At 62.3% G+C, this 22,463-nt stretch carries 18 protein-coding genes, 4 tRNA genes and 1 pseudogene; 16 read left to right on the top strand and 7 right to left on the bottom strand.

The window, feature by feature from the left end:
- Positions 1–8 precede the first annotated feature (8 nt).
- Genes F7R11_RS12515 through F7R11_RS12500 form a run of 4 tightly spaced genes read right to left on the bottom strand, consistent with a single transcriptional unit; the run spans position 9 to position 2,703 of the window.
- A complete protein-coding gene (locus F7R11_RS12515; protein ID WP_064803909.1) occupies positions 9–833 on the bottom strand; it encodes a UDP-2,3-diacylglucosamine diphosphatase in 825 nt (274 codons plus the stop codon).
- A complete protein-coding gene (locus F7R11_RS12510; RefSeq protein WP_021194116.1) occupies positions 830–1,336 on the bottom strand; it encodes a peptidylprolyl isomerase in 507 nt (168 codons plus the stop codon). Before F7R11_RS12510 ends, F7R11_RS12515 begins: the two co-directional genes overlap by 4 nt.
- Positions 1,337–1,386: 50 nt before the next feature.
- Positions 1,387–1,959, bottom strand: a complete 573-nt coding sequence (locus tag F7R11_RS12505; RefSeq protein WP_064803907.1) for a peptidylprolyl isomerase — start codon at positions 1,957–1,959, stop codon at positions 1,387–1,389.
- 54 nt (positions 1,960–2,013) lie between these two features.
- Entirely contained in the window at positions 2,014–2,703 is a 690-nt protein-coding gene (locus tag F7R11_RS12500) for a tetratricopeptide repeat protein (RefSeq protein ID WP_064803905.1), read from the bottom strand.
- 259 nt (positions 2,704–2,962) lie between these two features.
- Here F7R11_RS12500 and cysS point away from each other — a divergent pair, with 259 nt between their 5' ends.
- From cysS to F7R11_RS12470, 6 genes are all read left to right on the top strand, one after another.
- Positions 2,963–4,354: a cysteine--tRNA ligase gene (gene cysS, locus F7R11_RS12495; protein ID WP_064803903.1), complete on the top strand. Its 1,392-nt coding sequence runs from the start codon at positions 2,963–2,965 to the stop codon at positions 4,352–4,354.
- Positions 4,351–5,217 carry a DNA-3-methyladenine glycosylase family protein gene (locus F7R11_RS12490; protein ID WP_064803901.1) on the top strand — a complete coding sequence of 289 codons (867 nt, stop codon included), beginning with the start codon at positions 4,351–4,353 and terminating at the stop codon, positions 5,215–5,217. Before cysS ends, F7R11_RS12490 begins: the two co-directional genes overlap by 4 nt.
- 86 nt (positions 5,218–5,303) lie before the next feature.
- Positions 5,304–6,272 (top strand): acetyl-CoA carboxylase carboxyltransferase subunit alpha, encoded by a 969-nt coding sequence (locus tag F7R11_RS12485; RefSeq protein WP_021194121.1) that lies wholly within the window; start codon positions 5,304–5,306, stop codon positions 6,270–6,272.
- Positions 6,241–7,668 carry a tRNA lysidine(34) synthetase TilS gene (gene tilS / locus F7R11_RS12480; protein ID WP_064803899.1) on the top strand — a complete coding sequence of 476 codons (1,428 nt, stop codon included), beginning with the start codon at positions 6,241–6,243 and terminating at the stop codon, positions 7,666–7,668. Before F7R11_RS12485 ends, tilS begins: the two co-directional genes overlap by 32 nt.
- Positions 7,669–7,774: 106 nt before the next feature.
- On the top strand, positions 7,775–9,025 hold the full coding sequence (locus F7R11_RS12475; protein ID WP_021194123.1) for an aspartate kinase: 1,251 nt from the start codon (positions 7,775–7,777) through the stop codon (positions 9,023–9,025).
- Between the two features lie 139 nt (positions 9,026–9,164).
- Positions 9,165–9,258: transfer RNA gene (locus F7R11_RS12470), tRNA-Ser, on the top strand.
- A gap of 190 nt (positions 9,259–9,448) precedes the next feature.
- On the opposite strand, the gene fabI is transcribed toward F7R11_RS12470, so the two are convergent.
- The gene (fabI, locus tag F7R11_RS12465; protein WP_064803897.1) at positions 9,449–10,243 is read right to left on the bottom strand and encodes an enoyl-ACP reductase FabI; all 795 of its coding nucleotides are present in this window, start codon (positions 10,241–10,243) and stop codon (positions 9,449–9,451) included.
- Positions 10,244–10,559: 316 nt separating this feature from the next.
- On the opposite strand from fabI, the gene F7R11_RS12460 reads away from it, so the two are divergent.
- The 5 genes from F7R11_RS12460 to F7R11_RS12440 all read left to right on the top strand — a co-directional run bounded on the left by F7R11_RS12460 (position 10,560) and on the right by F7R11_RS12440 (position 17,206).
- Positions 10,560–12,458: an extracellular solute-binding protein gene (locus tag F7R11_RS12460; RefSeq protein WP_049285722.1), complete on the top strand. Its 1,899-nt coding sequence runs from the start codon at positions 10,560–10,562 to the stop codon at positions 12,456–12,458.
- Between the two features lie 16 nt (positions 12,459–12,474).
- Positions 12,475–13,527, top strand: coding sequence for a microcin C ABC transporter permease YejB (locus tag F7R11_RS12455; RefSeq protein ID WP_064803894.1), 1,053 nt, complete (start codon positions 12,475–12,477; stop codon positions 13,525–13,527).
- Positions 13,528–13,540: 13 nt separating this feature from the next.
- A complete protein-coding gene (locus tag F7R11_RS12450) occupies positions 13,541–14,665 on the top strand; it encodes an ABC transporter permease (RefSeq protein ID WP_064803892.1) in 1,125 nt (374 codons plus the stop codon).
- Positions 14,662–16,317: an ABC transporter ATP-binding protein gene (locus F7R11_RS12445; protein ID WP_064803890.1), complete on the top strand. Its 1,656-nt coding sequence runs from the start codon at positions 14,662–14,664 to the stop codon at positions 16,315–16,317. The genes F7R11_RS12450 and F7R11_RS12445 overlap by 4 nt, the downstream gene beginning before the upstream one ends.
- Positions 16,318–16,558: 241 nt before the next feature.
- Positions 16,559–17,206 carry a C40 family peptidase gene (locus F7R11_RS12440; protein ID WP_021194152.1) on the top strand — a complete coding sequence of 216 codons (648 nt, stop codon included), beginning with the start codon at positions 16,559–16,561 and terminating at the stop codon, positions 17,204–17,206.
- Between the two features lie 64 nt (positions 17,207–17,270).
- On the opposite strand, the gene F7R11_RS12435 is transcribed toward F7R11_RS12440, so the two are convergent.
- Positions 17,271–18,215 (bottom strand): patatin-like phospholipase family protein, encoded by a 945-nt coding sequence (locus tag F7R11_RS12435; RefSeq protein WP_021194153.1) that lies wholly within the window; start codon positions 18,213–18,215, stop codon positions 17,271–17,273.
- A gap of 228 nt (positions 18,216–18,443) precedes the next feature.
- Here F7R11_RS12435 and F7R11_RS12430 point away from each other — a divergent pair.
- From F7R11_RS12430 to F7R11_RS12410, 5 genes and pseudogenes are all read left to right on the top strand, one after another.
- Positions 18,444–18,898 (top strand): annotated as a pseudogene (locus F7R11_RS12430) (sensor histidine kinase); the annotation flags it as partial.
- Positions 18,899–19,038: 140 nt separating this feature from the next.
- The gene (gene gltX / locus F7R11_RS12425) at positions 19,039–20,436 is read left to right on the top strand and encodes a glutamate--tRNA ligase (protein WP_064803884.1); all 1,398 of its coding nucleotides are present in this window, start codon (positions 19,039–19,041) and stop codon (positions 20,434–20,436) included.
- Positions 20,437–20,586: 150 nt separating this feature from the next.
- Positions 20,587–20,662: transfer RNA gene (locus F7R11_RS12420), tRNA-Ala, on the top strand.
- Between the two features lie 118 nt (positions 20,663–20,780).
- Positions 20,781–20,856: transfer RNA gene (locus F7R11_RS12415), tRNA-Glu, on the top strand.
- 64 nt (positions 20,857–20,920) lie between these two features.
- Positions 20,921–20,997 (top strand) — tRNA-Asp (locus F7R11_RS12410).
- Between the two features lie 117 nt (positions 20,998–21,114).
- On the opposite strand, the gene F7R11_RS12405 is transcribed toward F7R11_RS12410, so the two are convergent.
- The gene (locus F7R11_RS12405) at positions 21,115–22,461 is read right to left on the bottom strand and encodes an MATE family efflux transporter (RefSeq protein WP_064803882.1); all 1,347 of its coding nucleotides are present in this window, start codon (positions 22,459–22,461) and stop codon (positions 21,115–21,117) included.
- Between the last annotated feature and the right edge of the window lie 2 nt (positions 22,462–22,463).

Raw genomic sequence — 22,463 nt, 5'->3', positions numbered from 1 at the left:
GCGGCGGCCTACGCCGTCACTTGCTCGACCGTCAGCGCGCCGTTTTCCAGCTTGAGGAAGCTGCCCCTTCTAGCGCTCGGCTGCGCCTGATCGAAATCCCAGTCGGAGAGGACCCAGCGTTCACCGCTCGGCTCGTGGTGCCGTTGCGGACGGTGCGTGTGGCCGTGGATCAGCGTGGGGGTGCCCGATGTCTTGAACAGCGCATCGACCGCTTCGGGTGCGACGTCGCCCATCATGGCGGCGGCCCGTGGTTCACCCGCCACGTTGGCCGATACGGCCCGGCCGGCTTCGCTCTCCGCGCGCATCTTCTGCGCGATCTTCATGCGCCAGCGCAGCGGCATCGTCAGGAAAATCCGCTGTACCCAGCGCTTGCGCGTCCAGTGGCGAAAGCGCATGTAGGCCGTGTCGCGCGTGCAGAGGGCATCGCCGTGCGCAAGCACGATGCGTTGTCCATCGACTTCCAGGATGCTGGGATCGGGCAGCAGCGTCGCATGTGCGGCAGCCAGAAAGCGTTTGCCGAGCAGGAAATCGCGGTTGCCGTGCATGAACAGCACGCGTGTGCCGGCGCTCGCCAGTTCAGCGAGCAGATTGGCAACGTGCTGGTGGAACGGATCGGCGAGCTCTTCATCGCCGACCCAGTATTCGAAGAAGTCACCCAGGATGACCAGCGTGTGTGCCGCGCGAGCGCGCGTGCGCATGAAGCGCTCGAACGCGGCGGCCGTGGCCGGCATGGTCGCCGTCAGGTGCAGATCCGAAATAAAAAACACCGGCCCGGAAACCCGGACCGGTGTCTTCAGCGCGGATGCCGGTGAGGCGTGCGCTGCGTCGCTCATTCGATCACGTCGGCGCTTTGGATCACCACGTCTTCCATCGGCACGTCTTGGTGGAAGCCGCGGTTGCCGGTGCGCACGCCACGGATCTTGTCGACCACGTCCATGCCTTCGGCGACCTTGCCGAACACGGCATAGCCCCAGCCTTGCGGCGTGGGGGAGGTGTGGTTCAGGAAGTCGTTGTCGACCGTGTTGATGAAGAACTGGGCCGTGGCCGAGTGCGGATCGTTGGTGCGTGCCATGGCAATGGCGCCGCGCTCGTTCTTCAGGCCGTTGTTGGCTTCGTTTTCGATCGGGGCATCGGTCGGCTTTTGTTTCATGTCCTGGCCGGCTTCGAAGCCACCACCCTGGATCATGAAGCCCTTGATGACACGGTGGAACACCGTGCCGTTGTAGTGGCCCTTCTTGACGTAGTTGATGAAGTTGGCGACCGACTTCGGTGCCTTTTCAGCGTCCAGCAGCAGGGTGATGTCGCCGTGGTTGGTGTGCAGCTTGACTGTGGTCATGATGATTTCCTTGGGGGATGCGGATACGTTGTTCCGGTGTTGCTCGGGCGTTACTTGGAGACGACCGTGGCCGATTCAATCAGGATCGGCTTCACAGGCACATTCTGGTGCGGGAACTTTGTGGTGGTTTCCACCGCCTTGATCTTGTCGATGGTGTCGGTGCCGTCGACTACCTTGCCGAAGACGGTATAGCCGTAACCGTCCTGACCAGGGTAGTTCAGCATGCTGTTGTCGACCACGTTCACATAGAACTGCGCGGTGGCGGAATTCGGGTCCATGGTGCGGGCCATGGCGATCGTGTACTTGTCGTTCTTCAGGCCGTTCTTCGATTCGATCTCGACCGGCGCCCGGGTGTCCTTCTGCTTCATATCGGGCGTGAAGCCGCCGCCCTGGATCATGAAGCCGTCCATCACGCGGTGGAAGATCGTGCCCTTGTAGAAGCCGTCCTTCACGTACTGCAGGAAGTTGGCGACGGTCTTGGGGGCTTTGTCCGGGTAGACCTCGACGGTGAAGTTGCCCATCGACGTCTTGAACTGCACGCGCGGTGCCGGTGCGGCCGCTGCAGCAGCGGACACGGCCAGTGCGCATACGAGCCCGGCAAAGAGAGAGCGGATACGGAGCATGGTCTGAGGGAGAGAGCTTGGGGGTGGGAAAACGGGATCGGCCGTTTTTTGTGGTTACTTGGCCGGTTTGTCGCTCACGCTGCTGGCGGCGGGCACCAAAACAGCAGGAGCGGTGGGTTTTGCGGGCGCGGGCGCCGGACGCACGCCAGGCACATTGGGCAGGGCATCGAGGCGCGCGCGCGCAGTGGTGTTCTTGGGGTTGAGCTTGAGCGCGCCCTGATAGGACTGCGCGGCCAGGCGGACGTAGACATCGCCGAGGTTGGCTTGCGCCTGGGCATTTTCCGGCGCCACGCGGCTCGCCATGATGAGGCTCTCGCGAGCGCGCTGCAGCTCACCGCGTTCCGCATAGAGCGCGGCCAGGTTGATGTACGGCTCGGGCAGTTCGGGGAAATCCTGCGTCATTTGGCCAAACGCAACGATGGCGTCGTCACCACGACCCAGGCCGGCAAGCGCCACGCCGCGCTGGAAGCGGGCCTGAGCATTGCGCGGTTGCTCGGTGATCTCCTTGTCCAGTTCCGTCAGCGCCTGGGTGTATTGCTTCTTGGCCAGCCAGTCGTCGATGCGCTTCTGGCGCGCGACCTGCGGCTGCTTCTGGGTGCTGGGCGTCAGATCGGCCGGCAGGGCAATGCCGGCGGTCTGGGCAAGGGCGGGCGCGGCTGACGTGACAAGCAGGGCGCTCACGATGGCAGCACACAGGGTTGCAGCGTGCGGGGTTGCAGCGCGATCTCGCAGCGGTCTGTTCATGAGAATCGGTTCCGTTATACTCCGCCGCATTCTAACAAACCGTCTTTGTGCGCAGCAGCGGCAATGCGCACCGGAAAAGGTTCTTGACGCAGAGCATGCCGGGTGCATTGACAGCCCGCACTGCCGCCGACGTTGATGCAGTTCCGGTAAGATATGCCGATAGCTTTACAGTGCGTCGCCAGCCGACGCTCTGCGCCCGCCGGCATCCAGCCCAGTACCTCAGTACGTGGCGGCGCACCGAATCTCCCGACACCGCTTCATGGAATCACTCAAGATCTACAACACGCTCGCGCGTGAGAAACAGACGTTCGTCCCCATCGAGCCCGGCCGCGTGCGCATGTACGTGTGCGGGATGACGGTGTACGACTACTGTCACGTCGGGCATGCGCGGGTGGTGGTGGTGTTCGACATGGTGCAGCGCTGGCTGCGCGCGTCGGGCTACGACGTCACGTACGTCCGCAACATCACCGACATCGACGACAAGATCATCAAGCGTGCGGTCGAGAACGGCGAGACCATGAGCGCGCTCACCGGCCGCTTCATCGATGCGATGCACGAAGACTTCGCCGCGCTCGGTACGCAGCGCCCCGATCACGAGCCGCGCGCCACCGAATTCGTGCCGCAGATGCTGAGCATGATCGGCAAGCTGCAGAACAACGGCCTGGCCTATCAGGCCACCGACGGTGACGTGAACTACGCGGTGCGCAAGTTTCCGGGCTACGGCAGGCTCTCGGGCAAGTCGCTCGAAGACCTGCGCGCGGGCGAGCGTGTCGATACCAACGACGCCAAGCGCGATCCACTGGACTTCGTGCTGTGGAAATCCGCCAAGGTTGACGAGCCGGCCGAGAGCCGTTGGGCTTCACCGTGGGGCGAGGGTCGTCCGGGCTGGCATATCGAGTGTTCGGCCATGAGCTGCGAGCTGCTTGGCGAGCATTTCGACCTGCACGGCGGTGGCGCCGACCTGCAGTTCCCGCACCACGAAAACGAGATCGCACAGTCCGAAGGCGCGACCGGCAAGACCTTCGTCAACACGTGGATGCACAACGGCTTCGTGCGCGTGAATGACGAGAAGATGTCGAAATCGCTCGGCAACTTCTTCACCATCCGCGATGTGCTCAAGGTGTACGACGCTGAGGTCGTGCGCTTCTTCATTCTGCGCTCGCACTACCGCAGCGACCTGAACTACAGCGACGCCCATCTGGACGATGCCCGACACGCGCTCACGCGCCTGTACACGGCGCTCAAGGATGTGCCCGCTGCTGCTGATGCCCAGCCTGACTGGAATGAGTCGCACGGCAAGCGCTTCCGTGACGCGATGAACGACGACTTCAACACGCCGGTGGCGGTATCGGTGCTGTTCGAGTTGGCCAGCGAAGTGAACAAGACGCGCTCGCCGGAGTTGGCCAATCAACTGGCCGCGCTGGCTGGAGTGATGGGCCTGCTGGGGCGTGATCCGCATGCCTTCCTGCAAGGCGGCGTGACGGCTGATGGCCTGGATGCTGCTGCGGTGGAGGCGCGCATTGAAGAGCGGCGTGCCGCCAAGGCGGCGCGTGACTTTGCCCGAGCGGACGCCATTCGTGCGGATCTGCTGGCTGCCGGCATCGTGCTGGAAGACAAACCGGGTGGCCTGACCGAGTGGAGACGCGCATGAACGCGGTGGCCAAGAAAGCCAGCGCAGTGCGCAGTACGGTTGCCAAGAAGGCGCCGGCCGTGAAGGCACCTGCGAAGAAGGCGGACGCCAAAAAGGTGGACGGCGTTGCCGGCAAGGCAGTGGTTACCAAGAGCGCCGCCATCAAGGTTGCCGACAAGGCGCCGGCCAAGCGCGCGCCTGCATCGAAGGTGCCCTTGCCTGAGACGCTCGCCACCCATGAGCCGGTGCCGGCTGAGGTGGTGCTGTCCGGTCCGCCGGAGTATTGGCAGGAGGCCTGCGCAGACTTGATGAAACGCGACCGCATCCTGCGCAAGATCATTCCCGCGTATGGTCCGGCGCACCTGGCTTCGCGCGGCGACCCGTTCGTCACACTGGCGCGGTCGATTGTCGGCCAGCAGATTTCGGTCAAGGCGGCGCAGTCCGTGTGGGAACGGGTGGTGGCCACATGCCCCAAGCTGGTGCCCGCACAGTTCCTGCGAGCCGGCCAAGAGAAGCTGGCGGGCTGTGGCCTGTCCAAGCGCAAGGCCGAGTACATCCTTGACCTTGCCGATCACTTCCGCAACGGCACTTTGCACGTCGCCAAGTGGGCCGAGATGGACGACGAGGATGTGATCGCCGAGTTGACGCAGATCCGTGGCATCGGCCGCTGGACGGCGGAGATGTTCCTGATGTTCAACCTGATGCGCCCAAACGTGCTCCCGCTGGACGACATCGGGCTCATCAACGCAATCTCACAGAATTATTTCAGTGGCGAACCCGTCACTCGCAGCGAAGCGCGCGAAGTGGCGGCTAACTGGGAACCGTGGCGCACAGTGGCCACCTGGTATATGTGGCGCAGCCTCGACACGGCGACCACCTATTGATCTGTTAATTTCGATGAAACGCGCAGCGTCGATCGGCGGTCAAAATCCGGTAGAATGCGCGCCTTCAAGAGCCTTTCAGAAGATCCATGAAAACAACCTTCCTGGAGTTCGAGCAGCCGATCGCAGAACTTGAATCGAAGATCGAAGAACTTCGATTCGTTCAAGACGATTCCGCTGTCGACATTTCTGAAGAAATCTCCCGCCTGGCCTCCAAGAGCCAGCAACTCACCAAAGATCTGTACGCCAACCTGACCCCCTGGCAGGTCGCACAGATCGCCCGGCACCCGCAGCGTCCGTACACGCTCGATTACGTCCGCGAAATCTTCACCGACTTCCACGAACTGCATGGCGACCGCACCTTCGCGGACGACCTGTCGATCGTGGGCGGTCTGGCACGTTTCAACGGCCAGCCTTGCATGGTGATCGGTCACCAGAAGGGCCGCGACACGAAGGAGCGCGCGCTGCGCAACTTCGGCATGTCCAAGCCCGAGGGCTACCGCAAGGCCAAGCGCCTGATGGAACTCGCCGACAAGTTCGGTCTGCCGATCTTCACCTTCGTCGATACGCCGGGCGCATTCCCGGGCATTGACGCTGAAGAGCGCGGCCAGTCGGAAGCCATCGGCCACAATCTGTTCGTCATGGCCGGCCTGAAGGTGCCCCTGATCGCCACCATCATCGGTGAAGGCGGTTCGGGTGGCGCACTGGCCATCGCCATGGGCGATTCGGTGATCATGCTGCAGTTCGCCACGTATGCCGTGATCTCGCCGGAAGGCTGCGCGTCGATCCTGTGGAAGACCGCCGAGAAAGCGCCGGAAGCCGCTGAGGCGATGGGTCTGACGGCACACCGCCTGAAGGCGCTGGGCCTGATCGACAAGATCGTCAACGAGCCGCTGGGTGGTGCGCATCGCGATCCGAAGGGCATGGCCTCGATGCTCAAGCGCGCACTGGCCGAATCGCTGCGCCAGTTCCAGGGCATGAAGACGTCGGAGTTGCAGGCGCGCCGTCACGAGCGCCTGATGGCCTATGGCAAGTTCAAGGAAATCGAAGCGCGCTGATTCGTCTGCCCCGCTGGTCACGCTTGTCGATAAGGTCGCACAACGCATTGCCGCGTGTGCGGCCTTTGTTGTTTCTGGCGGGGGCGGAGTGCCGACCGTGGCGGTGGCTCTGTCAGGCGGTCGTGACTCCGCAGCGCTGCTGCACGCGTGCGCCGCGTGGCGCGATGCCGGCGTGCGTGTGCGCCTTGTCGCCTTGCATATCCATCATGGCTTGCAAGCAGATGCGGATGCCTGGGAGTCCGCTTGCGCTCGCATGGCCCATGCTGCGCGTGTTGAATTCCATGCGCGCCGTGTGAACGTTGCCACCGATGCGGGGCGGGGCGTGGAAGAGGCGGCGCGCGAGGCCCGTTATGCCGCATTGGACGACCTGTGCACGCAGACCGGCGCGACGATTCTGCTCACTGCACATCACCAGGACGATCAGGCCGAGACCGTCTTGCTGCAACTGATGCGTGGCTCAGGTCTCGAAGGCCTTTCCGCCATGCCGATGAGCCGCGCTGGCGGCGTGACGTTGCTGCGTCCATGGCTGGATGTGCAACGCGCTGATATCGAGCAGTACGCACAAGCCAACGCGCTCGAATGGGTCGACGATCCTTCCAACGAAGATGCGCGGTACGCACGCAATGCATTGCGGCCATTGCTGGCCGGCATGGCGGGGCATTTTCCGGCCTATCGTGACGCGCTTGCGCGCAGCGCGGCCCATCTGGCGGATGCCGCGGCGTTGATCGACGAGATTGCGCAGGCAGATCTGACGCAGATCGCTTCGGTGGGTGAACTCGATGTGGCGGCATTGGCTGCACTCTCCGCGCCGCGCCAGCGCGCGGTGCTCCGTGCATGGCTGGCCCAGGCGGGTATGCGTGCGCTGTCCACGGGCCGCCTCGAGGATCTGCGCACGCAATTGATTGACGCGCGCGACGACGGCGCACTGTGCATTGCGTTGCCGACGGGGCAGGTCAGGCGCTATCGCGGGGCTGCATGGATTGAGTCCGGTGTTGGTGGTGGGGCCACGCCAGCGCTTGTTGCAATTAGTGCTGGGCAGTTCGACCCAATGTGCCGGACCGATCAGCGCGTGAATGTCGCTGAGTGGGGTGGGGTGCTGGTGTTTTCACCTGTGGTAGCAGACGGTATTGCGGTGCGAGCCTTGCAAGCGCCGCTGTCCCTGGCGCCTCGCTGTGGTGGCGAGCGCATTGTGCTGCGCCCTGGCGGGCCGTCGCGCGCGCTCAAGCAGGCCTATCAAGAAGCCGGTATTCCCGCCTGGGAGCGCCAGCGTTTGCCGTTGCTCTACGCGGGCGATGCGTTGGTGTTTGCCGCTGGCCTAGGCATGGACCGGACGGCTGCGGCCAGCGGCCCCGGCTGGCGGATCGCCTGGCTTGCGACCGCCCAGGGTGCGCCCTGACACACATCTTCACCGGGCTTCGCCGGCCAATTTCTTGCCGATCGATGCAAATTGCTGTATTTTCAAAAGCTTTTGCACCGTTCCGCCTCCTCTCGATCTTTCCAAGATGGCTCTCATCGTTCACAAGTACGGTGGCACCTCGATGGGTTCAGTTGAACGCATCAAGAATGTCGCCAAGCGCGTTGCCAAGTGGCATCGTGCCGGTCACCAGATCGTGGTCGTTCCGTCGGCCATGTCCGGCGAAACCAACCGCCTGCTGGGTATGGCCAAAGAGATTTCGGCCCAGCCTGACCCGCGTGAACTCGACATGATTGCCTCGACTGGCGAGCAGGTGAGCGTGGGCCTGCTGGCCATCGCGCTGCATGCCGAGGGCATCGATGCCCGCAGCTACACCGGCTGGCAAGTGCCCGTGAAGACCGATTCGGCCTACACCAAGGCCCGCATCCAGTCGATCGACGACGAGCGCGTGCGCGCTGATCTCGACGCTGGCCGCGTGGTCGTCATCACGGGCTTCCAAGGCATTGATGGCGAAGGCCACATCACCACGCTTGGCCGTGGCGGTTCGGATACTTCGGCCGTGGCGGTTGCCGCTGCGCTCGAAGCCGATGAATGCCTGATCTACACGGACGTGGACGGCGTGTACACGACCGACCCGCGCGTGGTGGACGACGCCCGCCGCCTGGACAAGATCACCTTTGAAGAGATGCTGGAAATGGCCAGCCTCGGCTCGAAGGTGCTGCAGATTCGCTCAGTGGAGTTTGCCGGCAAGTACCGCGTGAAGACCCGCGTATTGTCGTCGCTGACTGACCCGCTGATGTCGCTCGACGTCGAGATGAACTCGGGCACGCTGATTACTTTTGAGGAAGATTCGAACATGGAAGCCGCCGCCATTTCCGGCATCGCCTTTGCCCGCGACGAAGCCAAGATCACCGTGATCGGTGTGCCGGACAAGCCCGGCATCGCTTACCAAATCCTGGGCCCGGTTGCCGACGCCAACATCGACGTCGACATGATCATCCAGAACCAGTCGGTCGAAGGTAAGACGGACTTCACCTTCACCGTGCCGCGCGGCGAATACCAGCGCGCCCTGGCGATCCTCAACGACAGCGTGAAGGGCCATATCGGCGCTGCCAGCGTGTCGGGCGACCCGAAGGTGTCGAAGGTGTCGGTGGTGGGCGTGGGCATGCGCTCGCACGTGGGCATCGCCAGCAAGATGTTCCGCACGCTGTCGGAAGAGGGCATCAACATCCAGATGATCTCCACCTCGGAAATCAAGATCTCGGTGCTGATCGACGAGAAGTACATGGAGCTGGCCGTGCGCGCGCTCCACAAGGCGTTCGAGCTGGATCAGGCGTAATCGACTGAACTGGTGCCGGGTGGCGACCCGGAGCCACAGATTCTCACCACGGTGTCATGCAGTTGTCGTTGACCGGGTGGGGTGAAGTGGCTAGAATACGCGCTTCGTTGCACGGGCTCCTTCGTGTGACGCAAGTTTGGGAGACGTGGCCGAGAGGTCGAAGGCACTCCCCTGCTAAGGGAGCATCCGGGCCAAAACCTGGATCGAGGGTTCGAATCCCTCCGTCTCCGCCAGTTTGGCGCTTCTCGCGGGAAGCGCATTTAAACAGGCGGATGCGAGTCGAGATGACGTGACGGCTCGCATTGCACTGCACGTCAAAAAGCCCGCATGGTTTGCGCCATGCGGGCTTTTTCTTTGTCTGCTGCCTTGGTGGGCTTCACATGCATGCGCCACCCGAAGATGGCGCACACATGTATCCGTACATCAGCCTTGGCCGACGCTCTCCGGCACACCTGCGGTCACGTTGAAGCCGCAGTCGACGTAGGTGATCTCGCCGGTCACGCCGCTGGCGAGGTCCGACAGCAGGAACGCCGCCACGTTGCCGACTTCTTCGATGGTGACGTTACGGCGCAGCGGGGCCACGTCTTCCATGTACTTCAGCAGCTTGCCGAAATCCTTGATGCCCGAGGCGGCCAGCGTTTTGATCGGGCCAGCCGAGATGCCGTTGGCACGAATGCCCTTCGGGCCCAGCGCGCCGGCCAGGTAACGCACGCCGGCTTCCAGCGAGGCCTTGGCCAGGCCCATCGTGTTGTAGTTCGGGACGATGCGCTCGGCACCCAGGTAGGTCAGGGCGAGCAGCGAAGCGTTGGGCGACAGCATCGGCAGCGCAGCCTTGGCCAGCGCCGGGAAGCTGTATGCGGAGATGTCGTGTGCAATGCGGAACGACTCGCGCGACAGGCCATCGATGAAGTTGCCGGCAATCGCTTCGCGCGGCGCAAAGCCGATCGAGTGCACCAGGCCGTCGAAGTGGCCCCAGTGTTGGCCGAGGTCTTCGAACACCTTGGCGATCTGCTCATCGCTGCCGACGTCGCAGTCGAACACCAGCTTGCTGTCGAACTCGTTGGCGAATTCGGTGATGCGGTCCTTGAAGCGTTCGCCGACGTAGGTGAAGGCCAGTTCAGCGCCTTCGCGCTTGCAGGCGGTGGCGATGCCGTAGGCGATCGAGCGGTTGGACAGAAGGCCGGTAATCAGAATGCGCTTGCCAGCGAGGAATCCCATGGTTTCTCCGTACAAATGTGGGGCAACGTCGCGCCCGTATGTCACTGCGGTCACTCAGCGGCGGTATCCGGGGCACGAGGCAATTAGGGTCGGCGCGATCATACCGGAAAGCGCTGGGCGTCTGCGCTTTTGGGCGTCGCTGCATGTGCTGCATTCGTTGCCGGGTCAGCCTTGTCAATGCGGGACGATCCTTGGGCCAGAATTGACGGGAAAGCGCGAAGAGGGCGTTAGAATCGCCTGAAACAGGTTTTCATACAGTGATCAATCTGGATCAACGCATGCAGGGACAACGGGGGCTAGGGGCGCAATGAGCGCAATGGGCGTACTTGCAGCGATACATCAGCCGTACTGGCGACGACATCGACAACGCCTCGCAGCACTGGCCTGCCTGGTGGCGACCTTCTGCGCGGCACCGGCCTGGGCGGCGCATGGTTATGCGGAATACGGCGATCTCAAGTATCCCGCCGGTTTCCCGAACTTCGGCTATCTCAATCCGAAGGCGCCCATTGGTGGCATGCTGCTGCTGGGCAACCCCGACCGGCGTACGAGCTTCGACAAGTTCAATCCGTTCACGATCAAGGGCACGTCTGCGCCGGGGCTGACGCAGCTCGTCTTCGAGACGCTGCTCATCACGAGTTGGGACGAGACTGCCAGCGGCTACGGCCTGCTGGCTGACGACGTGACGGTCGCACCGGACGAACTCTCGGTCACGTTCCACATCAATCCGCGCGCACGTTTCTCCAATGGCGATCCGGTGCGTGCGTCTGATGTGAAGTACTCCTACGACATGCTGATGGGCAAGGGCGCAAGTCCGGCTTATCGCAGCATGACCGCCGATGTGTCCAAGGTGACAGTGGTGGACGCCGCCACTATCCGCTACGACTTCAAGCGCCGCAACAAGGAGTTGCCGCTGATCGTTGGCGGCCTGCCGGTGTTCTCGCCCAAGTGGGGCAAGGGCAGCGGCAAGCCGGACGATCCGGATGGGGGCAAGGACGTGAAGTTCGACAAGCTCACGTTTCAAGACCCGATTGCCAGCGGTCCCTATGTCATCGAGCGCTTTGACCCGTCTCGCGGCATCACCTTCCGCCGCAATCCGGATTACTGGGGCCGAGACTTGAACGTGCGCCGTGGCTCGTTCAACTTCGAGCGCATCCAATACAAGCTTTATAAGGACCAGACCGCACGCCTGGAGGCATTCAAGGCCGGCGAGTACGACGCGATGGTCGAGTACCTCGCGAAGAACTGGGCCAAGAGTTACGTGGGCGTGAAGTTCCGCAGCGGCGAACTCATCAAGAGCGAGTTCCCGCATCGCAACGGCGCGGGCATGCAGGGCTTTCTGATGAACCTGCGCCGGCCGCTGTTCCAGGATGTGCGGGTGCGCAAGGCGCTTACGCTGGCGCTGGACTTCGAGTGGCTCAACCGCCAACTCTTCTATGGCGCGTATCGCCGGCTCGACAGCTATTTCACCAACAGTGAGCTGGCCGCCTCCGATTCGCTGACCGGCATGCCGAGCAAGGGCGAGCTGGCTCTGCTGGAGCCGCTGCGCAGCCAGCTCGATCCGGACGTGTTCGGCATCCTGTCTGCGCCGCCTTCGACGGACCCGCCCAGTTCGCTGCGTGACAACCTCCGCCAGGCGCGCCGCTTGCTGGCCCAGGCCGGCTGGACGTATTCCGACGGTGCGCTGCGCAACACCCGTGGCGAACCCTTCGTCTTCGAGATGCTTGATGACGGCGGGGCAATGAGCCGTGTCATGGCGGCGTATGTGCGCAACCTGGAGAAGCTCGGCATCCAGGTCAACCAGCGCATGACCGATTTCGCGCTGTACCAGAAGCGGCTCGAAGAGTTTGACTTCGACATGATCTCGCTGCGCTTTCCCGATTCGCAGAGCCCCGGCAATGAGTTGAAGGATCGCTTTGGTACCGCGGCGGCGGATGAGCAGGGCTCAGACAACGTGATCGGCCTGAAGTCACCCGCTGTGGACGCGTTGATCGACGACGTGCTGCGTGCCAACAACCGCGATGAGCTGGTCACCGCCTCGCGCGCGCTCGATCGTGTGCTGATGCATGGCTACTACGTGATTCCACACTGGTATTCGGCCGTACATCGCGTCGCTTACAACAAGAACCTGATGTATCCGGACCGTCTGCCGTACTACTACTCGGCCGAGGCCTGGGTGCTGACGGCTTGGTGGCGTACGCCAGACTCCACCAAATGACCGCATCGGTGAGACCATGTTTGCCTACCTGATCAAACGGCTGCTGCTTCTGATTCCGACGCTCATTGGCGTGGTCACGCTCACCTTTGCGGTGATCCAGTTCGTGCCCGGTGGCCCGGTAGAGCAGATGATGATGGAGATGAAAGGGCGCAACGGCGCTGGCGAGGCCAGCGGTGGCGGTGCCTTCGACTACCGCGGCCGCCGCGGTGTCGACGCCGAGAAGATCAAGGAGATCCGCGCGCTGTACGGTTTTGATAAAGGTCCGGTCGAGCGCTACTTCCTGATGCTGGGCCGCTTTGCCCGTTTTGATCTGGGCGAGAGCTACTTCCAGCACCGTAGCGTGTGGGAACTCATCAAGTCCAAGTTGCCGGTATCGATCTCGATCGGGCTGTGGACGTTCTTCCTGACCTATCTGATAGCGGTGCCGCTCGGCATCGCCAAGGCGGTGCGGGCGGGCAGTCGGTTCGATCTGGTGACGAGCATCATCGTGCTGGTCGGTTACGCCATTCCAGGCTTCGTGCTGGGTGTGCTGTTGCTGGTGCTGTTTGGGGGCGGAACGTTCTTCCAGTGGTTCCCCATTCGCGGTATCACCTCTGACAACTGGGATCAGCTCAGTTTGCTTGGCAAGGTAACGGACTACCTCTGGCACATCGCCCTGCCCGTGACGGCATCCGTGGTGGGCAGCTTTGCCGTGATTACCATGCTGACGAAAAACGCGTTTCTGGAGGAGATCCGCAAACAGTACGTGTTGACGGCGCGCAGCAAAGGCCTGTCGGAGCGACGCGTGCTGTGGAAGCACATCTTCCGCAATGCCTTGCTGCCGCTGGTGACCGGTTTCCCGGCGGCCTTCATCGGCGCGTTCTTCACGGGCTCGCTGCTGATCGAACAGCTGTTCTCGCTCGACGGCATGGGGTTGCTGTCGTACGAAGCGGTGATGCGCCGTGACTACCCGGTTGTGCTCGGCACGCTGTACCTGTTCACGTTGATTGGTCTGGGGGCGCGATTGATCTCTGACGTGTGCTACGTGCTGGTTGATCCGCGCATCCACTTTGGCTCGGTCGGGCGATAGGCGGGCAAGCAACATGACTCAGTACTCCCGCGCTTCCGCACATCCGTCAAACATGGCGACGCCGCATGCGGTGCGGCATTCGCTGTCGCCGCTCAGGCGCGCGTGGCGACGCTTCAAGCAACACCGGCTGGGTTACTGGAGCCTGATTCTGTTCGTGGTGCTGTTTGTGCTCAGCATGGGCGGCGAGCTCATCTCGAATGATCGGCCGCTGGTGGTGAAGTACCACGGCACCTGGTATTTCCCTATCGTGAAGACCTACCCGGAGACCACGTTCGGCGGCGACTTCCCGACCCCCACGGACTACCTCGATCCGTATATTCGCGACAAGTTCAAGGAGCCGGGCAGCTTTGCGATCTACCCGCCCAATCCGTATTCGTACGAGACGCTGAACTACTTTTCGAAGGAGCCCAACCCGGCGCCACCCTCGGCCGAGAACTGGCTCGGCACGGACGATCGTGGCCGCGACGTGTTTGCGCGGCTGCTGTACGGTTTCCGAGTGTCGGTGCTGTTCGGGCTGGCGCTTACGCTGATCGGGGTGGTTGTCGGCACGCTCACTGGCGCGCTGATGGGCTTCTTTGGCGGGCGCTTTGATCTGTGGGCGCAGCGGCTGATCGAAGTTTGGAGCTCCATGCCGGAGCTGTACCTGCTGATCATCTTTGCGTCGATCTTCACGCCGAGTCTCGGGCTGCTGATCATCCTGCTGTCGCTGTTCGGCTGGATGAGCCTGTCCGACTATGTGCGCGCCGAGTTCTATCGCAACCGCTCGCTTGACTATGTGAAGGCCGCACGAACGATGGGGCTCTCCAGTTGGCAGATCATGTGGCGCCACATCATGCCTAACAGCTTGACGCCGGTCATCACGTTCCTGCCGTTCCGCATGAGCGCGGCCATCCTGGCGTTGACCAGCCTCGATTTTCTCGGTCTGGGCGTGCCGCCATCCACGCCTAGCCTGGGTGAGTTGCTCGCGCAGGGCAAGGCCAACTTGGATGCATGGTGGATTTCGCTGTCGACCTTCGTGGTGCTCGTGTTGACCCTCGTGTTGCTGACCTTCATGGGCGACGCACTGCGCGACGCCTTCGACACGCGCCTGTCGTTCGCGCAACTGCGCGCGCGCCAGAAACCGGCGGGGGTGAAATGACCCGCGTTGATCTGCGCTCCTCCGCGCCCAAGTACGACGGCCCGCTGTTGCGGCTGGATGACCTGTGCGTGCACTTCGAATCCGAACACGGTGAGGCCACCGAGGCTGTCAAGAATGTCTCGCTCGACCTGCATGCCGGCGAGCGCTTTGCGCTGGTGGGGGAGTCGGGCTCGGGCAAGTCGGTCACGGCGCTGTCGATCATGCGCTTGCTGGCTGACGCGCACTACAGCGGCCGCATCCTGCTGGAAGGTCGCGACCTGCTGGCCGCCAGCGAGCGCGAGATGCGCGGCCTGCGTGGCGCCGACGTGGCCATGGTGTTCCAGGAGCCCATGACGGCGCTCAACCCGCTGTACAGCATCGGCAACCAGATCGTCGAGACACTGGAACTGCACGAGGGCCTGGACAAGCGGGCCGCCAAGGCACGTGCGATCGCGTTGCTGGAGCGCACTGGCATCGCCGAGGCACCACGCCGTTTCGATGCCTTCCCGCACCAACTCTCGGGCGGCCAGCGACAGCGTGCAATGATCGCCATGGCGCTGGCGTGCTCGCCCAAGCTGTTGTTGGCGGATGAGCCGACCACCGCGCTGGACGTCACCGTACGCATGCAGATCCTGCAGTTGCTGCGCGAGCTGCAGGGCGAATTCGGCATGGCCATCATGCTGATCACGCACGACCTGAACATGGTGCGCGCTTTTGCCGAGCGGGTTGGTGTGATGGAGCGGGGTGTGCTGGTTGAGTCCGGTGATACCGCAACCGTATTCGCGGCCCCGCAACATCCGTACACCGTGCGCCTGCTGGAAAGCCGACCGCAGCGCGACGTGCTGCCGCTGGTGCCACTCGCGCCCGTGCTGCTCGAGGCAGATAAGCTGACCGTCACGTACGAGCGCCATCGCCCGGGGTTTGCGGGCTGGTTCCGCAGCGATCCGTTCACCGCGGTCGACGCCGTCTCGCTGCAATTGCGCGAAGGTGAGACGCTCGGCATCGTTGGTGAGTCTGGCTCCGGCAAGACCACGCTCGCGCAGACGCTGCTCGGGCTGCAAACGCCTAAGGGCGGTGAGTTGCGCTTTCTCGGCAACTCACTGCTGCACATCTCGCGCGATGAGCGCCGCGCGGTACGTGCGCGCATGCAGGTGGTGTTTCAAGATCCCTACGGCTCACTCTCACCCCGCATGACGATCGAAGAGATTGTCGGCGAGGGTTTGGCGCTGCATCAACCGCACGTGAACCCGACCGAGCGCCGGCATCGCGTGATCGAAGCGCTGCGTGAAGTGGGGCTGGATCGCACCGCGCTGGGGCGTTATCCGCACGAGTTTTCTGGCGGACAGCGCCAGCGCATTGCCATTGCGCGCGTGCTCATCCTCAAGCCGCAGGTGCTGGTGCTCGATGAGCCGACCTCGGCACTTGATGTGTCGATCCAGCAGCAGGTGCTGTCGCTGCTGGGCGCCCTTCAGAAAAAGTACAACCTGTCGTATCTATTCATCAGCCATGACCTCGCCGTCATCCGTGCGATGTCACATCGCGTAGTCGTGATGAAGGACGGCAAAGTGGTGGAAGAGGGCGACACGGAAGCGGTTTTGGCATCACCTTCCCACCCCTACACCTGCAAACTGATGGCCGCCGCGTCGCTCGTCCCGTCGAGGGATAACCCGTAAAAACGGCCGGGAATGCCCCGGAAAAGTGCAGTTTTGAAAGGTCTGCATTGTAAGGGTGCGCTTCTAAAGTCATGTCTAAGTGCCTGATTCGCATATGAATTCAGGCAAATTTGTAACGACCTTTGACAAGTCAAAGTGTGACTTTTATTATCCTGCGAGATTGTTTTGAGCAGGATTCGGACGCGTCTCATTTGCATTCACGCATAAAGAGCCGATCATTCCGACTTTCCCAGGAGAACCGATGCAGCACTTCGTACTTCATTCCATGGCGCGCCTGGCGGTAGGGGTTGTGATCGGCTGCAGCGTGATCGTGTCGAGTGCAGTGCAGGCTGATACGGTCTTCAAGGACACGGAAGTTCGTGCCGACGCGAAGCCGGAAGCCAAGCCTGGTCTTATCTCCAACGTCATGACCAAAACCGGCGACGTCGTCATGAACGCGCTGGGCATGATTGGTCTGCGCTACCGTTTCGGCGGCAATACGCCGGAATCGGGCCTCGACTGCAGCGGCTTCGTCCGCTATGTCTTCAACGACACGTTCGGTTTTCTGCTGCCGCGCCGCGCTGTTGAAATGAGCCGCGTTGGCACCAGCGTCGAGACGGCTGAACTGCGTCCGGGCGACTTGGTGTTCTTCAACACCATGCGCCACACGTTCTCGCACGTCGGCATTTATATCGGCGACAACAAGTTTGTACACGCGCCCTCCACGGGCAGCAAGATTCGCGTGGATGACATGACCGCCTCGTACTGGGTGTCGCGCTACAACGGTGCACGTCGCATCGAAGGCAACTCCGGCACCCCGATCAAGGACGGTGCCGACAACTTTGTCGAGCAGCTCAAGCGCGTGGATCCAAACGCTGCCGGCAAGCCGCTGGCACTGTATGGCGGCTGATCCGCTCGACTCCAAACAAAAAAGACCGCCACGGCGGTCTTTTTTGTTGCCCATCGAGTCAGCGTCAGTGTGCGGTTACGGCGGTCTGCGGCAAGCGCAGCTTTTCGCGCAGCAGCGGCATGGCGGCCTGTGCGGCTTGCTCGCCGGCGAGAATGGCCTCGTTGCGCGCGGTAAAGTCGCTGCCCTTCACAAACGGCAAGGATGGCGTGATCACCACGTCGGCTTGCGCCAATTCGGTCTTGTTGATGCTCTGGCCCATGATGGCCGTTGTCTGCAGCAGCATGCTGGCCTGACCCGAGACCGCCTGGTTGGATGGGTCTGCGGAGATGTTCACCGCAATCACGAACGTTGCACCCATCTGCTTGACGTACGAAACGGGCACTGGCGCCACCAGTCCGCCATCCACATATTGGCGCCCGCCGATCGTCACCGGTTGGAACACGCCGGGGATGCTGCACGACGCGCGCACCGCCTGACCAGTATTGCCGCGGCGGAACAGGATCGGCTTGCCGCTGGCTAGATCCGTGGCAACGATGCCCAGCGGAGTGCGCATCTGTTCGATGGTCTTCTGCTTGACGAGGCGGTTGATGTATTTCTCCAGCGCCTCGCCCTTGAGCCAGCCGCCAAAGCGCGTGCCGAACGGCAGTGCCCAGTCGGCAATCATGGCCTCGTCCATCTTGAGTGCCATGCGATTCATCTCCAGGCCGGACATGCCCGACGCGTAGATGGCCGCCACCACGCTGCCTGCGCTTGTGCCGGTAATGAAGTCGATCTGGATGCCTTGCGCCTCCAGCATCTTGATAACGCCGATGTGCGCGAAACCGCGCGCGGCGCCACCGCCCAGTGCCAGCCCGATGCGTACGGGCTGGGTGGCAGGCTGTGCCGTGGGCGGCAGCACGGCCGTCGGTGGCGTCACGGGGGTTTCAGTCTTGCCGGACGAAAAGCCCGTCACGGTGCAGGCAGAGAGCAGGGAGGCGCCGGCGGCACCCAGAAAGAGGCGGCGTTGCATGGATCGATTTGGAGAGCCCAGGTGCCGCGCGAAGGTGCGCGGCCGGTCGCCATTGTGCCAAAGATCGAGGGCAGGCTGAGCGCACCGCTGCCGTCAGTCGTGAAGCCAGAGATGGAATTGCCCGTCTCCTGCTTTGACAACGCGTGCTTGGATGGGCGGGCCATCCTTGAACCGGGCGTTTTTGCGCCAGTCGTGCACATCCGCGACATTCGGCTGAGCCTTTCACTCAAGGTCTCGCAAATCTTCAAGGGCTGCCTGGATGACCTGAAGCTGACGATCGACTCGATGGAGCCCATCGAAGCTGACCTGTTGCTCCTGCTGGCGACGCTGCGTTTTCGCCTGGAGCCTCGGCTGGAAGGCTCCGGCATCGCCCTGCGGTGGGAGGTGTAGGAGCTTCCAGCGCACTGCATGTCCTGCGCATCGTGAAGGAGAGCATCGTCAACATCCTCCATCACACCCGCGCCAGCGAGATTCGCGTGGCCAACGCCCGCGAGGGGGAGGGCGTGACGGTGAGCATCGACGATAACGGCCAAGGCTTCGACGTCAGGCAGGCGCTGGGCACCGCCACCGCGCGGGGTTTGCACCATCAGCAACGCCGCGCCCATGCCATCGGCGGCAGGGTGGATTGGCTTTCAGGGCCGACGGGCACACACTTCATGCTATGGCTGCCGCTGGCCCGCTGAGTCATCCCGCCGGCAGTACCAACCGGGTGGCCCCCACGCGAACGCGACGGCAAGAGAGCAGGGCGCGGTTGCTATAATTTGCGTTTTGACAGAGGCCGCTGATGATCCCGTTGCGCGGCCTTGTTCATTTCGCCCTTCCTATGACTCAGCGCGTCCGCACCCGTTTCGCCCCCAGCCCGACCGGCTTCATCCACCTCGGCAACATTCGCTCGGCTCTTTATCCGTGGGCCTTCGCTCGCAAGATGAAAGGCGATTTCATCCTGCGTATCGAAGACACCGATGTTGAGCGCTCCAGCCAGGAAGCCGTTGATGTGATCCTGGAAGCGATGGACTGGCTGGAAATGGACATCGACGAAGGCCCGTTCTATCAGATGCAGCGCATGGACCGTTACCGTGAGGTGATCGCCCAGATGGTCCAGCAGGAGTTGGTCTATCCCTGTTACATGAGCACGGAAGAACTCGACGCTCTGCGCGACGCACAACGCGAGCGCGGCGAAAAGCCCCGCTACGACGGCACGTGGCGCCCCGAGCCGGGCAAGGTTCTGCCGACCCCGCCGGCTGGTGTGCAGCCCGTGATGCGTTTCAAGAACCCCATTGGCGGCAGCGTGGTGTGGGACGACGCCGTCAAGGGTCGGATCGAAATCTCCAATGATGAGCTGGACGACCTCGTCATCGCGCGCCCGGATGGCACGCCCACGTACAACTTCTGCGTGGTCGTCGACGACATGGACATGCAGATCACCCACGTGATCCGCGGTGACGACCATGTCAACAACACGCCGCGCCAAATCAACATCTTGCGCGCATTGGGTGGCACGCCGCCGGTTTATGCCCACTTGCCAACCGTGCTCAATGAGCAGGGCGAGAAGATGAGTAAGCGCCACGGCGCCATGAGCGTGACCGGCTACCGCGATGCCGGCTACCTGCCCGAAGCCATCGTCAACTACCTGGCCCGCCTGGGCTGGGCACACGGCGATGCCGAGATCTTCTCGCGCGAGCAGTTTGTCGAGTGGTTCGATCTGGAACATCTGGGTAAGTCGCCCGCGCAGTACAACCCTGAGAAGCTCGCTTGGCTGAACAACCACTACATCAAGCAGGCCGACAATGCCCGTCTGGCTGAACTGGTGAAGCCGTTCATTGAAGAACTGGGCGGCAAGGTTGATGGCGGCCCCGTCCTAGCGGATGTGATTGCGCTAGTGAAGGATCGCGCCAACACGCTGCGCGAAGTCGCACAGACTGCGCTGCTGTTCTACCGCACGGATCTGACCATCGAGCCGGAACTCGCCGCGCAGCATCTGACCGACGACGTGCGTCCTGGTATTGCCGCACTGACCGAAAAGCTCGGCGCGTTGCCTGAGTGGAAGCGCGAGGCCATCGGTGCGGCTTTCAAGGAAGTGCTGGCTGCGCAGGGCTGGAAGATGCCCAAGCTGGCCATGCCGGTGCGCTTGCTGGTGGCTGGTCAACTGCAGACGCCGTCGATTGACGCGGTGTTGGAACTGTTCGGCCGCGATGTCGTTCTGCGCCGTTTGGCGGCGTGACGGGTGCACCGCAAAAAAATTTGCGAAAGGGTATTGCCAAGCGCTAAACAGTTCCCCTATACTCTTGTTTTCGCTGCAACACGAAGCGAATTGCAGTAAGAAGCAAGCAGTAAAAGGTAGTAACCCAGGCAGTACCCAAAGCAGTGCATCGGGGCTATAGCTCAGCTGGGAGAGCGCTTGCATGGCATGCAAGAGGTCAGCGGTTCGATCCCGCTTAGCTCCACCAAAATGCCGGAAGATTCGATTCAAAAATAAATTTGAAAAGAAGCTTCCAAAACGCAAAGAAGTACGTTATGATAGCGGACTTCGCAGCGTAAGACAGAAAGCGTTGCAAAACAGTTTCTGTCCCCTTCGTCTAGAGGCCTAGGACATCACCCTTTCACGGTGAGTACAGGGGTTCGAATCCCCTAGGGGACGCCATAACAAGAGCTTAACCAGAAGCTCATTCGCAAAGCCAGTCTCTAGCTGGTTTTGCAACCGACACGGAGCGGTAGTTCAGTCGGTTAGAATACCGGCCTGTCACGCCGGGGGTCGCGGGTTCGAGTCCCGTCCGCTCCGCCAAATCAAAACCCGCTGCTTGCAGCGGGTTTTTTCTTTTCTACTTCCCATTCAATTGCGGTAATTGCCCTGACTCCGTGTTTTTAAAGCCGGAGGTCATCCGTCGTTTAACGCATGACTTTAATAGGCAGTGCGGCTGACGCGGTTGAAATAGCTAACCAGCAGGGCGCCGGCCACCATCAAGCTCAAGCCATTGGCTGCCCAGAAGCCTGCAGCCCCGCGCAGTGCTGCGGCACCGTCTCCAAAAAGCCCGAAGCCAAGCACATAGCCACCGCCCAAACCAACGCCCCATAGCGAGAGCGCGTAGATGACGGTTGGGATCAGCGCGATCTTGTAGGCGCGCAGAATGAACGCGGCCATCACCTGCAATGCATCGAACATCTGGTAGAACGCGATGAAGGGCAGCAGCGGCACCGCAATCGCCAGGACGGCCGCGTCATGCGTGTACAGGCTGACCAAATCGTGACGGAGCATCAGCACTGCGGCACCGACAATCGCCGCACATATCACTGCCAGCTTGATGCCGTTCAACGAGATGCGCCGCGCGGCTGTGCGATCGCGGGCGCCGATCGATTGTGCTGCCAGCGTGGAGGTCGCAATCGACAGCGACAGCGGCACCATGTACGCCACCGCCCCGAGGTTGGCGGCAATCTGATGCCCGGCGAGTACCACCGTGCCCAGCCGCGCAATGAAGATCGCCATCAGCGTGAACGAGGTGATCTCAATCAGGTAGGTGAAACCCATCGGTACGCCCAGGCGGATCAACGCCCATAGCCGCGCACGATTCGGCGGCGAGAACTGCGTGAAAATCTTGAATGGCTTGTATGCCGGATTGCGCATCAGGATGGCCGCGCCGGCGGCAAACCACAGCCAGCTGATGATCATGGAGGCCAGCGCACAGCCCGGGCCGCCCATTGCCGGAATGCCCATGCCGCCGTATAGGAACAACGCGTTGAGCGGGAACTTGAGCACAAGGCCGCCGAGCTGCAGCACCGTTACCATCACCGGGCGCGACAGCGCGTTGTTCAGCGCCGAGTAGATCCGGAAGCCAAGCGCCGCAGGCAGTGCGAGTGCTTCATAGCGCAGATAGGCGGTCGCCTTTTCCGCCAGTTCCGGCGAGGCGTTTGCCAGATGGAGCAGCGGGGCTGGAAACCACAGAAGCAGCATGCCGATGGCTGCCAGCGCCAGCCCAAGCCAGATGGCCTGGCGGACTTCTTCACCGATCTCGCTGTGCCTTTGCGCGCCGTACAGTTGTCCTGCGATGGGCGAGAGCGCCTGAAGCACGCCCATCAGGCTGATGTAGACGGTGACGTAGATCGACCCGCCGAGTCCGATGGCCGCCAGATCTGCTGCCGATGCGCGCCCGGCCATCGCCGTGTCGAGTACTCCGAAGGCGATGACGGCCAGTTGGCCAATCAGAACCGGCCAGGCGAGTGCGGCAATACGGCGGACATCCGTGGCGAACATTG

Origin of the sequence: Ralstonia insidiosa, assembly GCF_008801405.1 — a bacterium.
Classification (GTDB): domain Bacteria; phylum Pseudomonadota; class Gammaproteobacteria; order Burkholderiales; family Burkholderiaceae; genus Ralstonia; species Ralstonia insidiosa.
The sequence above is the reverse complement of the archived record's forward strand: the minus strand, read 5'-3'. Positions and strand labels throughout refer to the sequence as shown.